The organism is Pseudoalteromonas byunsanensis (assembly GCF_001854475.1).
GTDB classification, from domain to species: Bacteria; Pseudomonadota; Gammaproteobacteria; order Enterobacterales; family Alteromonadaceae; genus Pseudoalteromonas; species Pseudoalteromonas byunsanensis.
The window spans coordinates 370,465-383,775 of record NZ_MNAN01000026.1 but is presented as its reverse complement, the minus strand read 5'-3'; the positions used below and the strand labels follow the sequence as shown (position 1 = coordinate 383,775).

The window sequence follows — 13,311 nt, the reverse complement described above, 5'->3', positions numbered from 1 at the left end:
ATTTTGCGCTGGCTTGTAAATGAAAGTAAATAAAAGATAGGTTATTTGTTAAGTTTGGCTTTTAAACATAAAAAAACCCACGCAATTGCGTGGGTTTTTTTAGATTACTAAATTAAGCATTTTCAAGGGCTGTACGCGGGTCAACATATTCCATATTGAAACCTTCAGCTACTTCCTTACAAGTGATTTGACCGTTAAGTACGTTCAAGCCATCCATAAAGTGCTTGTCTTCAAGTAGCGCGGCTTTGTAGCCTTTATTCGCTAATTTGATGATATAAGGTAATGTTGCGTTGTTTAATGCAAACGTAGAAGTGCGTGGTACCGCACCTGGCATATTAGCAACACAGTAGTGAACAACTTCATCAACGATGTATGTTGGTTCTGCATGCGTAGTTGCTTTAGATGTTGCGATACAACCACCTTGGTCGATAGCAACGTCTACAATTGCAGCGCCTGGCTTCATTGCTTTGATATGTTCAGCCGTAACTAGCTTAGGAGCTGCAGCGCCAGGAATAAGAACACCACCGATCACTAAGTCTGCTTCAAGTACGTGCTTTTCTAGTGCGTCAGCAGTTGAGAATACTGCTTTAGCTTGGCTACCAAACTGAGCGTTAAGTGAGCGAAGTACATCAATGTTACGGTCAAGAATAGTTACATCAGCACCTAGACCTACCGCCATTTGCGCTGCGTTTCGGCCAACCATACCACCACCGATAACAACAACTTTAGCAGGTTCTACACCTGGTACGCCACCTAGCAACATACCACGGCCTTCACGAGATTTCTCAAGCGCTTGAGCACCAGCCTGAATAGACATACGGCCAGCTACTTCTGACATTGGCGCAAGAAGTGGTAAACCACCACGAGCGTCAGTTACTGTTTCATAAGCAATACAGATTGCTTTGCTGTTTACAAGGTCTTCTGTTTGTGGAAGATCCGGTGCTAGGTGAAGGTATGTGAATAGGATTTGACCTTCACGTAACATTGCACGTTCAACAGCTTGAGGCTCTTTTACTTTTACGATCATATCTGCTTGAGCAAATACTTCTGCCGCTGTGTTCAATACAGTAGCGCCAACTTCAACATAATCTTCATCAGTAAAACCAATGCCAATACCAGCATTAGTCTCTACGATGACTTGGTGGCCGTGGTTAATTAGTTCACGAACACTCGCAGGAACCATACCTACGCGGTACTCGTGGTTTTTAATTTCTTTAGGTACACCGATAATCATAATAAATCGCCTCTAAAATAGAACGGATAAAATTTTCGACTATTATATATATGCATATCCAGTGTGTCCTACCTTTTTACATTGTTTCAGTAGTGATATAAACTAATATAACTAGTCAAACAGTAGAAAAAACTATACTAAATGCATCAACAATTAGATCGAATCGACAGAAAAATTTTAGTCGAATTACAAAAAGATGGTCGGATTTCTAATGTAGAACTAGCGCGGCGCATAGGTTTGAGTGCGACACCGTGTCTAGAGCGGGTAAAAAAACTGGAGCGTGAAGGCTTTATTAGAGGTTATAAAGCGGTAGTGGATCCTGCTAAGCTTGGACAAGGGCTACTTGTTTACGTTGAAATCACTATAAATAAGAATTCACCGGATGTGTTTGATCGCTTTAATCAGGCCGTACGTCAACATGACGAGATAATCGAGTGTCATCTAGTTTCCGGTAACTTCGATTTCCTGCTAAAAACTCGCGTGACAGATATGTCCGAGTATCGAGGAGTGCTTGGTGAAATTTTGTTGAAATTACCTAATGTCAGTGAGAGTCGCACCTATGTGGTGATGGAAGAAGTTAAAGGTGAAGAGGGTGAGGTGATAAAACCCTATGCACCATGAGCCATTTCTTGGTAAGGTGTGGCTATAAATTGTTAATAAAAGAACAAAAACAGGGGAAAACGCCAGCATGCGTCTAAATGGTGTACAACGCCTCCTTGAAACTGGGTTAATTATTAGTACTGCAGCCGCAATTTTCATTTTGTGTGCTTTGATTAGCTTTGACCCTGCTGATCCTGCTTGGTCACAAACAAGTGAATATGTTCAGGTCAATAATATTACGGGCTCAGCGGGAGCTTGGGTTGCGGATATTTTACTTGTCAGCTTAGGCTGGCTAGCTTTTCTAGTTCCAGCTGCGATTCAAATTCTTGGCTATCTGATATTCAAAAAGCCGCATAAAATTCTACAGCTTGATTACACAACGCTGGGGTTACGCGTGATTGGGTTAACCTTGTTTGTCACCTCAGCCAGTGCTATCAGCAGTATTAATTTTGATGATATTTTTAGTGTGTCCTCTGGCGGAGTAGTTGGGGATGTTGTCGCGGGGGCGATGATGCCCGCTTTCAATTTTACTGGTACATCTATTTTACTACTGTGCTTTTTCTTTGCAGGGTTAACATTACTAACGGGCGTGTCTTGGGTTGAATTTGTTGATTATCTAGGGGAGAAAGTCGTTCAGTTTTTCCGCTGGGTGTGTGCCAAAATTGCTCAGCGACAAGCGCGTACAACTGCTGAAAGTCAACATGAGCCTGACGCAACTAGTATTGTTGATAGTGCAATAGAAGATGAAGACTTTGACATTCATGCTGAACAAGCATTTGAATCAGAGCCAAAACCTAAATTACTTAGTTTAAAAGATAAACTATTTTCTAAAAAAGCAGACTCTGAAACACAGTCAAGTCCTAGCCAACAACATACACAATCAAACGTGTTTGACGAACTGGATGACATTTTGGAGCAGGAAATTAACTTCTCTGCTATTGATGATGAAGGCTTTGATACGGCGTCTGCTCTGAATGCCTTGGACGAATCTGCAGCTTCCTCTACTTCTGAGCCTGAAGCTAAACAGACTACCGTAGTGTCTCCGGCAAGACCTCTAAAACAGAGTAAACCAGAGCAACCAAGCTCAACTTACACGCCACCGCCAACAGCCAAAGAGAAGTTTGAAGCGTTGCTTGAAGAACGTCCACCTATGGACCCGTTGCCTTCGCTGGATTTACTGGACAGGCCAGATAAACAGAAAAATCCAATCTCAAAAGAAGAATTGGATGCGGTATCGCGTCTTGTAGAAGTGAAATTACTCGACTTCAATATTCAGGCAAGTGTTGTAGGAGTTTACCCTGGCCCAGTTGTAACACGCTTTGAACTAGATTTGGCACCTGGCATTAAGGTGGCAAAAATAAGTGGCCTAGCAAAAGACTTAGCGCGCTCGCTGTCAGCGGTTAGTGTACGCGTAGTCGAAGTTATTCCAGGTAAAACATATGTGGGTTTAGAACTGCCCAATAAGCATCGAGAAATTGTTCGCTTATCAGAAGTTATTAATGCCCCCAAGTTTGAACAAAATGCTTCACCGTTAACCATGGTGTTAGGTAAAGATATAGCTGGTCAACCTGTGGTTGCTGACTTGGCAAAGATGCCACACTTGCTAGTTGCGGGGACAACGGGCTCAGGTAAGTCAGTGGGCGTTAATGTTATGATATTAAGCTTGCTGTACAAGTCACCGCCTGAAGATGTACGTATGATCATGATCGATCCAAAAATGCTTGAATTGTCAGTTTATGAAGGGATACCGCACTTGTTGTGCGAGGTCGTTACGGACATGAAAGAAGCATCAAATGCATTGCGTTGGTGTGTCGGTGAGATGGAACGTCGTTACAAATTAATGTCAGCTCTGGGCGTTAGGAACCTTAAAGGATACAACCAGAAGGTGCTGGACGCCAAAGCGGCAGGTCACCCTATACTTGACCCGTTATTTAAAGACACAGACGCAATGGCCTCAGGTCCAGAAGAACTTGATAAGTTGCCAAGTATTGTTGTCGTGATAGATGAATTTGCTGACATGATGATGATCGTTGGTAAAAAGGTAGAAGAGCTCATCGCACGTATTGCGCAAAAAGCTCGTGCTGCGGGTATTCACCTAGTATTGGCAACACAGCGTCCATCAGTTGATGTTATTACCGGTTTGATTAAGGCTAATATCCCAACTCGTATGGCGTTCCAAGTATCTAGTAAAATAGACTCGAGAACGATTTTAGATCAGCAAGGTGCAGAAAACCTTTTAGGTATGGGTGATATGTTATATCTGCCACCGGGTACCAGTGTACCAATACGTGTTCACGGGGCATTTGTTGATGATCATGAAGTACATGCTGTGGTGAGTGATTGGAAGGCACGTGGCAAGCCTAACTATATTGAGGAAATTCTCTGTGGAGACGCCGCGGAAGACATTTTATTGCCTGGCGAATCGCCTGAAGGTGGGGATGATGAATCCGATCCTCTTTATGATGAAGCGGTTGGTTTTGTAATTGAATCGGGCAAAGTATCGGTGTCGAGTGTGCAGCGTAAATTACGTGTCGGTTACAACCGAGCTGCACGTTTAGTAGAACAAATGGAAGCTTCTGGTGTTGTCAGTGCGCCGGGACATAACGGTGCGCGAGAAGTCCTTGTACCAAGAGGTGGAGCAAATTAATGAACTTAAAAAAATATGTATCTAAATCGGCTTTAGTTGTTTTGGGGTTAACCCTTAGCGCTACTGCAATAGCTGACGCTTCAAGCGAACTTAAAGAGAAGCTATCACATATCAATACTTTTCAAGCTACTTTTTCTCAGCAAGTATTCGATGAACAAGGCAATATATTGCAACAAGGATCTGGTAACATCGCACTGGCTCACCCAATGAAAATTCGTTGGCAGCAAATCCAGCCGGATGAAACACTTTTTGTCTCTGATGGTGCTAAAACCTATTACTATGATATGTTTGCCGAGCAAGTCACGGTCATGAATTCGCAAGGGCTTGTTGATACAACGCCTTTTGTGCTGTTGACGACAAGAGCAGACGAACAGTGGGCTAAGTACCAAGTTAGCCAAACTGATTTGGGTTATCTAATAACGCCAAATGAGGGGGTCGAGTCACAAGTTGAAACGCTTGAAGTGCAGTTTTCACAGCAGCATGATTTACACTCAGTAAGCGTAAAGGATGTCTCTGGACAAACTTCAAAGTTCAGCTTTCACGATGGTCAATTAAATAAGGTATTAGAAGATGCCTTGTTTAGTTTCACTGTGCCTAAGGGCGTGGTTGTAGATGATCAAACCCAAGGTGAGTAATTATTTTGACGAGTCTTGGTTTTAACTTTGCACCTGATGTAAGACCATTGGCCGCGAGAATGCGGCCAACTTGCTTAGAGCAGTATATCGGGCAATCTCATATTCTCACCCCTCAACAGCCGCTATATAAAGCCATCGCAGCAGGTCATTGCCATAGCCTAATTGTATGGGGCCCCCCAGGTGTTGGTAAAACCACTTTAGCCCAAGTGATAGCGCATCATGCAAATGCGGAATTGACCCAGCTGTCAGCCGTTACATCTGGCGTAAAAGAAATTCGAGAATCTGTGGTTGAAGCAAAAGAGCGCCTATCTCAAGGACGCCGGACCTTGCTATTCGTCGATGAGGTGCACCGATTTAATAAGTCTCAACAAGATGCCTTTTTACCTCATATTGAAGATGGAACTTTTATCTTTATAGGCGCGACCACTGAAAATCCAAGTTTTGCTTTAAATAACGCGATTTTGTCACGTACACGCGTCTATACCTTAAAGGCGCTCACAGAAGTTGAACTGGTTAGAGTGTTAACAAGAGCCATTGAGCATGATGATCAACTCAAACAGCTTGTGATTAAGATTCCTCAAGAAGCATTAGTGGCGATTGCAAAAGCGAGTACAGGAGATGCGCGTAAGGCACTGAACTTGTTTGAGCAAGCTGTCGATTTGGCTGAACGCAATGAAAACCATGTTGTCATTGACTCAAATGTATTGAACCATGTGTTGCCACGCCACTTGGCCAAGTACGACAAGGGTGGTGACATTTATTATGATTTGATATCGGCATTTCATAAATCAGTTAGAGGCAGCAGTCCGGACGCTGCTTTGTATTGGTATAGCCGTATACTGGCTGGTGGAGGAGACCCACTTTATGTTGCAAGAAGACTGCTTGCTATCGCGACAGAGGATATAGGCAATGCTGATCCTCGTGCTATGCAAGTTGCCCTTAATGCTTGGGATATCTATCAAAGAGTGGGTCCAAGTGAAGGGGAGCGTGCAATTGCCCAAGCGACGATTTATTTAGCCAGCGCAGCAAAAAGTAATGCAGTTTACACGGCTTTTAATCAGGCTCAGCAAGATGCGGCCAGTGATCTCGATTATGAAGTGCCACTGCACTTGAGAAACGCCCCCACTTCCTTGATGAAAGAACTCGGGTATGGTGGGGAGTATCGTTATGCGCACAACGAATCAGGTGCTTTTGCAGCCGGTGAAAACTACTTTCCTGAACAGATAAAAGAAAGGCAATATTATTACCCTACAGATCGAGGCCTTGAAAAACAGATCAAATCTAAATTAGAGTATCTGCAACAACAAAACCTGCAAAGCGACATAAAAAGATATCAAAATGATTAAAATGTATCTCACAATTGCGCTTGGAGGTGCAGCAGGCGCCTGTTTACGATTCTTCATCAATGATATGATGTTAAAACTGTTCGGTAAGGGATTCCCTTTTGGTACATTGACCGTTAATATTCTCGGTTCATTGTTAATGGGTGTTCTTTTCGGTTTAATAGAAAAACAAATTATTTCCGTTAGCCCAGCCAAGACTCTTATCGGTATTGGCTTTTTAGGCGCATTAACGACTTTTTCTACATTTTCAATGGACTCTGTTCTGTTGCTTCAACAGGGACAGATTGTGAAAATGGCTCTTAATGTCACACTCAACGTGGTTGTGTGTATTTTTATGGCTTGGTTGGGCCTTTGCTTGGTCATGCAAAAAGGTTAAATATAGCAAATGTTAGATTCAAAATACTTACGTCAAGACATTGCAGAAGCAGCTGCACGCTTAGCAAAGCGTGGCTTCGATCTGGATGTTGAAGCAATTACCGCGCTTGAAGAGAAGCGCAAAGCACTACAAACACAAACCCAAGAATTACAAAGCGAGCGCAACAGCCGTTCCAAAGCCATTGGTCAAGCAAAAGCAAAAGGTGAAGACGTACAACCTTTAATGGATGCGGTTGCTAATTTGGGTGACCAATTGAGCGCAGCTAAAGCTGAGCAAGACAGCATTCTTGAGCAGTTGAATGATATCGCGATGGCACTGCCAAATTTACCCGCTGAAGATGTGCCTGCAGGTAAAGACGAAAACGATAACGTTGAAGTATTAAAGTGGGGTGAGCCCAAGCAGTTTGATTTTGAAGTAAAAGATCATGTTGATTTGGGAGAAGCTCTGGGTAAAGGGCTGGACTTTGAAGCGGGTGTTAAGTTAAGTGGTTCACGCTTTACTGTTATGCGTGGCGGTATCGCACGTATGCACCGTGCGCTTGTACAGTTGATGTTAGACACGCATACCGATCAAAATGGCTATACAGAAATGTACGTTCCATACTTGGTGAACAAAGACAGTCTTTATGGCACAGGACAACTACCTAAGTTTGCTGAAGACTTGTTTCATACTAAAGGCTTAGTAAGTGATGATGGTGTAGAGCAAGACGGTTTTAGCCTTATTCCAACAGCAGAAGTGCCACTGACAAACTGCGCGCGTGACGAAATCTTTGACGAAAAAGAGCTACCTATCCGTATGACAGCACATACACCTTGCTTTAGAAGTGAAGCGGGCAGTTATGGTCGTGATACAAGAGGACTAATTCGTCAGCACCAATTCGATAAGGTGGAGCTTGTTCAGTTAGTTAAACCTGAAGACTCGATGGCTGCACTTGAAGAGCTAACAGGCCACGCTGAGCAAATCTTACAAGCATTAGAGTTGCCTTATCGCAAAGTGGTATTGTGTACAGGTGATATGGGTTTCGGTGCAACTAAAACCTACGATTTGGAAGTTTGGTTGCCTGCTCAAAACACTTACCGTGAAATTTCTTCTTGCTCAAATATGTGGGATTTCCAAGCGCGTCGTATGCAAGCGAGATTCCGCCGCCAAGGTGAGAAAAAACCTGAATTACTGCACACCTTAAATGGCTCTGGACTGGCAGTTGGTCGTACGCTTGTTGCTATTCTAGAGAACTATCAGCAAGCAGATGGCAGTGTTGTAGTACCAAGTGCACTACGTCCGTATATGGGTGGCTTAGAAGTTATTAAATAACTTCGATGCAACCGATAAATATATAAACGCCCGTTAGATACGGGCGTTTTTTTGTCAGCTATTTGAGTTTAGAAGTGAAACTCGTGTACTGAATACGTGTGCTCCTGACCAGAGCAGTCGGTGGCGATTGCGGCAGTTGGTCTAAAATCACTACCGATAATCCATTTAGCCGTCATGCGCGAGCCATCAGGGCAAAAGTCGCCGTTTGTGTGGGCAAAATAACGTCCTTCTGCAATATCTGCTGGCTCATTTTTGTTCCAGTACACGCGCACTTCATTATGTGGTGGAATCCCGCCAGCCTGTTTGTAAAACACTTCCATTTTGTGCCATCGGGTCACCGCGCCATCACAAGACGCTGATTGACACTTAAGGTAGACATAGCTATACGAATATTTGAGTGAGCCATCGCTTGCAGCCAGCGATGAAGTTGAAAATAGCCCTAATGCAAGTAGTGAAGTTGCCAATATCTTGTTCATATTTTGTCCTTAAATTGTAAATAGTTAATAGAAACAACTAGATGCTTCGAGATTTTTATATATCCAAATATGTTATAAATAAATCAAAATAATGTAACTTTTTATTTTTTAAATGGGGCTTTTTTAGATTAAAAGTATCTCAACTGCATCTTCATCTTAGTTAGGTTTCAAATTTCATTAACTCTTTTATAGTTATATAGGAGGTGTGTTATGAACGATAGAATTGCTGATGAGTCTGCACAAATTGACTCCCCATGCATTAGAAACTGTTGCCTTGATGACCATGACGTATGTCTTGGTTGTGGCAGAACTTTAGCTGAGATCCTTGCATGGAGTAAATCCGACAAGAATCAGCGCTTAATCATTCTGGCACGCTGTGAGCAAAGGAAAAAAAGTATGAGTCCAGCAATACTTACGAGTTATCGATATATGACGAAATGATATAGAGGCCTACAGCCAGCAAACATTAATTTGTGTCTGCTGGCTTTTCGATTATTTAAATCTGCAGGCATTTAAAGAAGGAACTGCGCCATCAAGCAGTTTCGAAAGGGTGGCAGCCCCCCCGGCTGGTGCGCCAACTGCTAGTTTTGTGCCTGTTGTAGATATGCTGCTGACAGAACACATTTCGTTATAGTAATCCTGATCGCAGCACTCGTTATCGTCGTTGGTAGCCCCTGGTTTACATAGCCATGGCCCAGCTATTTGAAATCGCTTGGTTGGATTTTGGCTAGGTGGGCAGGAACACACAATTTCATTGTCGCTAATGTGGCCAAGTCCTGGGAAATTTGTGCCTTGAGTACTATTGAAGCAAACCCCGCCATCACATTGCGCACTGTAAGCCGCCTCACTGCTTTGCCCTGAGCAGGTGTAAAAACCAAGTGGTGGCCCTAATTTTTCAGTTTCAGGGTCGTAGTCCTTTTCAATTTGTCTTGGGGTCGCATAGGTGCTCACAGTAAATTGGTTATCTTTACCTTGTAAAAGTAGGTCACAGATATTTTTGTTCTGTCCATTTTCTTGATAATCGAAGCTAATAGAAATGCTTGGCTCGTTTAGCACTTCGCATTTGCAATAAGCTATACCATCTAATGTCCAACATGTAGCGGTAGCGCATAGAGCAAACCGATTGTAGTCATGTGTATTAGTCGGACACTTAATCACAGGTGGAGTGTTTTGGTCGTCGGCTGGTGTTGTTGGTTGTAACGTTGCAAATACACTTCCACTGATTAAGTTAAAGAAGAGTGTAAACCAGAGAGTGGGGCTTGTAATTGTTCTTAACATGTTAAGTTCCTTTGAATTGGCATAGGACAAAGCTCCAACTTCTAGCCTTGCTTGGTTAAGCCACTTAACTGTAGTTCATGAACGATTGGGTAACATGAAAACAATCAAACTCTTTAGCATTTAAGGTGATGTACTATACTCTCTAGCAACACTTTTCAAATTCAGTGCTCTATGAACTATCCTTGTGCGCTTGTATTCTTATTTGTTGCTATGCCTTTTAGCGTTAGGGCTACTAATCCTGACGAGCAGCAGAGCTTATTTTCGCTCCCTGTTGAGGAGTTATTGCAAATAGAGGTTACGGTCGCAGCGAGAAAAAGCGAATCGTGGTTGTCTTCTTCTGGCACAGTGTACGTCATCGGGAAAAATGAGATTGAGAATTATGGATGGCGGGATTTAAAGGAGATCCTGGCGAGCATTCCAAACATGGATTATTTTTACCAATGGAGCTGGTTGCCCGGTGGACAGCGTGGCTTTACTGGTAACATGTCTGGTACTTTGATGCTAATAGATGGTAGAGAAGTGCAAAATCTACTTGCCAACGAAGCTTTTATTATGAATAACTTCCCTGCCAGTAGAATTGAGAGAGTAGAGGTATTGCAAGGGCCCAACTCAACACTTTATGGGGGCAATGCAACTCAAGGCGTTATTAATGTCATAACACGGTTAGGACAAGGCGAGAATGAACTACAACTTATAGGCGCAGAAGCCGACACCAAACATGCTCATCTACTTGTTAATCATCACTATGAAGCGCTATCAGTGGCGCTAAGTGCTAGCTATTTTGAAAGTGCCCAAGATTATGACGAATTGAGGAAGTTTGTCATGAACCCCGATGAGTTTAGCCGTAGTAGCAAAGACAAAGTTCGCGACCTTAACCCTGCCAATTTCAGGAATGACGAGCAAAATTATACGCTAGATGGAAGGTTGGATTATCGAGGTTTTTATGTGGGGGCAAATGTTAGTCGCTCTAAAAATGTCAGTGGCATTGAAGCGGTCGCTTATGACTATGTAACAGGTGATGATTCTCGACGTGGCTATGAAAACTATTACCTTGGTACGCAGGTTGAGTTCAGTGATGCATTGCGAGGTAGCGTAGAAGTAAGTTATTTTCGAGAATACAAAGAGAAGGACAGGCTGACCACTAAAGTGCCTGATGGTGCAACACGATATCAAGATCTTATTCAATACAATGAGCGTGAAGACATTGGTCCGTCAGACCGAGTAAGATTCACGACCCAATGGCAATATAATGTGAATGAAAGTGAAGACTTCATTTTTGGCTATGATGGTTGGCGAACGGTAATAGGAAGAAAAATAAAGTATCGTGACATTAATGGCGAAATTGTTTTATTCACCCCGCCAGAGTGGGCAAAGGAGAAAGAAAAGTCAACCAAGCATGCTGTGTACGGTCAGTATTCTAAAACATTTATGTGGGATACAAAGAGTTTAAAATTGAGTGCAGGATTGCGCTACAACCAGCAAGATTTCACTAATTCCGCCTATTTACCGAGGGCGAGCTTGGTTTATCAAAGTGATGAATCCCAAGCGATAAAGTTAACCTATGGCGAAGCGTTTAGGCCACCGACGATATTTGAATTTGACTTGGTTGTTGACGATGAACTCGAGTCTCAAACGATGCAAATGACTGAGCTAAACTGGAGTAAGAGTTTTGTATTCAAAGGCATTAAGTTTGCAAGTATTGCTGCGCTTTATCATATGAAAGCTGAAAACTTCTATGAAAAAATACTCGATCCGACCAAAGGTATATGGCAAACAGAAATAACCGGTGAACATCGTATTTATGGCTTAGAGACACAGCTCAAGTTTCAAGCCAATAATTGGCAAGGCCAATTAAGCTATAGATATATTAAGCCCGATGAAGAGCGTGTCGGCACACAATCACAGATTCTGGATGTGCCAAAATATAAATTGAAGTTTGGTTTGGTATACCGTTTGAATGATACATGGCGGATCGCTGGGTTTGCTGATCATTGGGCTGCAACCTATACAGAGGCCAATTTATTTGCAGGAAAAGGTACGGGAATTGAAAAGATAGATGCTTGGACCACGTTGAATATGCACCTTTTTAAGCAAACCGAACGATATTCATATGGTATTTATATCGAAAATGTTTTTGATACTGAGTACTTTCACAGCAATGGTAGGGGGGCATCTCCCATAAAATACTTGCAAGCACCAAGAAATATACGTTTCCAATTTAGTTATAAGTTTTAGTGCTTGCTCGATAGGTTTATAGATTGCCAGCTATTTTAAATCATGTGCTAACTTTTACAATTGCTCTAATTTATTTTCCTTTGCTATGGACGCGCTCTTGCATAAACGAAAGGATTTTACTCGAGATAACATCTAAATCTTCTTCTAGTGCAAAGTGACCGGTATCCAGAATGTTGAAATCAATGTTTTTAAGGTCACGTTTGTAAGGGTGAGCGCCTTCCTCAGGGAAGATATAATCACCTTTACCCCATACCAGCAGCGTAGGCGGTTGATATGTTCTAAAATATTTTTGCCAAACTGGGTAGTGCGCAGGGTTAGTACCATATGAATAAAATAGCTCTAACTGGATTTCTTTGTTTCCAGATCTATCTAGTAATGCTTGGTCCATAATCCAGTTATCAGGACTGATAGCTTCACTATTACGAGTACCATTGGTGTATTGCCATTTAGTTGCATCAATAGTTAGCAAGGCTTCGGCAAGTGCCTGTTTATTAGCATCACTTTTATCTGCCCAAAATTGTTTAATAGGCTGCCAAAAATCACGTAGCCCTTCATCATACGCGTTACCATTTTGGATAATTAAGCCCTCGATCTTTTCAGGGTGAGCTTGGGCTATTCTGAAGCCAATTGGTGCGCCGTAGTCCATGACATACATAGTAAATTTATCGACGCCAACTTGGTTTAAGAAGTGTTCGGTGATCTTTGCAAGGTTGTCAAAGCTATATTCAAATTCATTTACCGAAGGCATCGAGCTATTACCAAATCCAGGGTAGTCAGGAGCAATAACATGATAGTTATCTGCAAGTTTAGGAATTAGATTTCTATACATGTGAGAAGATGTAGGAAAGCCGTGAAGTAGCACTATCGTCGGGTCACTTTTATCGCCTGCTTCACGATAGAAAATAGTTTGTTTGTCTACTTTGATTGTTTTGTGCAATGTAGGGGATGCGTCAACATTACCCACACTTACTGCAAGCGCAGCAGTGGCAAGCACCATGCTTTTCTTTACTTGTTTGATAAAGGTTGAGCTGTTTGATTGAGTCATTTTCGTAATCCTATTTATACTATTTTTAATTTAAATACTCACCAGCGACTTTGTAGAGTGTGCTTTTGAGCGATAGGAATATTATGACTATTTCTATTTTGATGATAAACGGCTATATTGTTGACTAACTA

Annotated in this window: 12 protein-coding genes; 8 read left to right on the top strand and 4 right to left on the bottom strand. The window is 42.3% G+C overall.

Features of this window, described 5'->3' with window-relative positions; genetic code table 11:
* Window positions 1-112 precede the first annotated feature (112 nt).
* Window positions 113-1,234: an alanine dehydrogenase gene (ald, locus tag BIW53_RS05290; RefSeq protein WP_070990826.1), complete on the bottom strand. Its 1,122-nt coding sequence runs from the start codon at window positions 1,232-1,234 to the stop codon at window positions 113-115.
* A gap of 141 nt (window positions 1,235-1,375) precedes the next feature.
* Between ald and lrp the strand changes: the two genes are divergently transcribed.
* From lrp to serS, 6 genes are all read left to right on the top strand, one after another.
* On the top strand, window positions 1,376-1,855 hold the full coding sequence (lrp, locus tag BIW53_RS05285) for a leucine-responsive transcriptional regulator Lrp (RefSeq protein ID WP_070990825.1): 480 nt from the start codon (window positions 1,376-1,378) through the stop codon (window positions 1,853-1,855).
* Window positions 1,856-1,922: 67 nt separating this feature from the next.
* Window positions 1,923-4,481, top strand: a complete 2,559-nt coding sequence (locus BIW53_RS05280; protein ID WP_070990824.1) for a DNA translocase FtsK — start codon at window positions 1,923-1,925, stop codon at window positions 4,479-4,481.
* Complete coding sequence (gene lolA / locus BIW53_RS05275) at window positions 4,481-5,116, top strand: outer membrane lipoprotein periplasmic chaperone LolA (protein ID WP_070990823.1); 636 nt, start codon at window positions 4,481-4,483, stop codon at window positions 5,114-5,116. Before BIW53_RS05280 ends, lolA begins: the two co-directional genes overlap by 1 nt.
* 5 nt (window positions 5,117-5,121) lie before the next feature.
* Complete coding sequence (locus tag BIW53_RS05270; protein WP_070990822.1) at window positions 5,122-6,462, top strand: replication-associated recombination protein A; 1,341 nt, start codon at window positions 5,122-5,124, stop codon at window positions 6,460-6,462.
* Window positions 6,455-6,835 (top strand): fluoride efflux transporter CrcB, encoded by a 381-nt coding sequence (crcB, locus tag BIW53_RS05265; protein WP_070990821.1) that lies wholly within the window; start codon window positions 6,455-6,457, stop codon window positions 6,833-6,835. The genes BIW53_RS05270 and crcB overlap by 8 nt, the downstream gene beginning before the upstream one ends.
* A gap of 9 nt (window positions 6,836-6,844) precedes the next feature.
* Entirely contained in the window at window positions 6,845-8,146 is a 1,302-nt protein-coding gene (gene serS, locus BIW53_RS05260) for a serine--tRNA ligase (protein ID WP_070990820.1), read from the top strand.
* Between the two features lie 68 nt (window positions 8,147-8,214).
* Here serS and BIW53_RS05255 read toward each other — a convergent pair whose 3' ends face one another.
* Window positions 8,215-8,622: a hypothetical protein gene (locus tag BIW53_RS05255; RefSeq protein WP_070990819.1), complete on the bottom strand. Its 408-nt coding sequence runs from the start codon at window positions 8,620-8,622 to the stop codon at window positions 8,215-8,217.
* A gap of 210 nt (window positions 8,623-8,832) precedes the next feature.
* Between BIW53_RS05255 and BIW53_RS05250 the strand changes: the two genes are divergently transcribed.
* The gene (locus BIW53_RS05250; protein WP_070990818.1) at window positions 8,833-9,063 is read left to right on the top strand and encodes a DUF1289 domain-containing protein; all 231 of its coding nucleotides are present in this window, start codon (window positions 8,833-8,835) and stop codon (window positions 9,061-9,063) included.
* Between the two features lie 51 nt (window positions 9,064-9,114).
* Here BIW53_RS05250 and BIW53_RS05245 read toward each other — a convergent pair whose 3' ends face one another.
* Entirely contained in the window at window positions 9,115-9,900 is a 786-nt protein-coding gene (locus tag BIW53_RS05245; RefSeq protein ID WP_070990817.1) for a hypothetical protein, read from the bottom strand.
* Window positions 9,901-10,071: 171 nt separating this feature from the next.
* Between BIW53_RS05245 and BIW53_RS05240 the strand changes: the two genes are divergently transcribed.
* The gene (locus BIW53_RS05240; protein ID WP_084228076.1) at window positions 10,072-12,135 is read left to right on the top strand and encodes a TonB-dependent receptor plug domain-containing protein; all 2,064 of its coding nucleotides are present in this window, start codon (window positions 10,072-10,074) and stop codon (window positions 12,133-12,135) included.
* Window positions 12,136-12,205: 70 nt separating this feature from the next.
* On the opposite strand, the gene BIW53_RS05235 is transcribed toward BIW53_RS05240, so the two are convergent.
* Window positions 12,206-13,180 carry an alpha/beta fold hydrolase gene (locus BIW53_RS05235; RefSeq protein WP_084228075.1) on the bottom strand — a complete coding sequence of 325 codons (975 nt, stop codon included), beginning with the start codon at window positions 13,178-13,180 and terminating at the stop codon, window positions 12,206-12,208.
* Window positions 13,181-13,311: the final 131 nt, after the last annotated feature.

Excerpts from the sequence above, each read along its gene's own strand:
- ald (WP_070990826.1), bottom strand. The coding sequence starts at position 1,234 with ATGATTATCGGTGTACCTAAAGAAATTAAAAACCACGAGTACCGCGTA.
- lrp (WP_070990825.1), top strand. The coding sequence starts at position 1,376 with ATGCATCAACAATTAGATCGAATCGACAGAAAAATTTTAGTCGAATTA.
- BIW53_RS05280 (WP_070990824.1), top strand. The coding sequence starts at position 1,923 with ATGCGTCTAAATGGTGTACAACGCCTCCTTGAAACTGGGTTAATTATT.
- lolA (WP_070990823.1), top strand. The coding sequence starts at position 4,481 with ATGAACTTAAAAAAATATGTATCTAAATCGGCTTTAGTTGTTTTGGGG.
- crcB (WP_070990821.1), top strand. The coding sequence starts at position 6,455 with ATGATTAAAATGTATCTCACAATTGCGCTTGGAGGTGCAGCAGGCGCC.
- serS (WP_070990820.1), top strand. The coding sequence starts at position 6,845 with ATGTTAGATTCAAAATACTTACGTCAAGACATTGCAGAAGCAGCTGCA.
- BIW53_RS05255 (WP_070990819.1), bottom strand. The coding sequence starts at position 8,622 with ATGAACAAGATATTGGCAACTTCACTACTTGCATTAGGGCTATTTTCA.
- BIW53_RS05250 (WP_070990818.1), top strand. The coding sequence starts at position 8,833 with ATGAACGATAGAATTGCTGATGAGTCTGCACAAATTGACTCCCCATGC.
- BIW53_RS05245 (WP_070990817.1), bottom strand. The coding sequence starts at position 9,900 with ATGTTAAGAACAATTACAAGCCCCACTCTCTGGTTTACACTCTTCTTT.
- BIW53_RS05240 (WP_084228076.1), top strand. The coding sequence starts at position 10,072 with ATGAACTATCCTTGTGCGCTTGTATTCTTATTTGTTGCTATGCCTTTT.
- BIW53_RS05235 (WP_084228075.1), bottom strand. The coding sequence starts at position 13,180 with ATGACTCAATCAAACAGCTCAACCTTTATCAAACAAGTAAAGAAAAGC.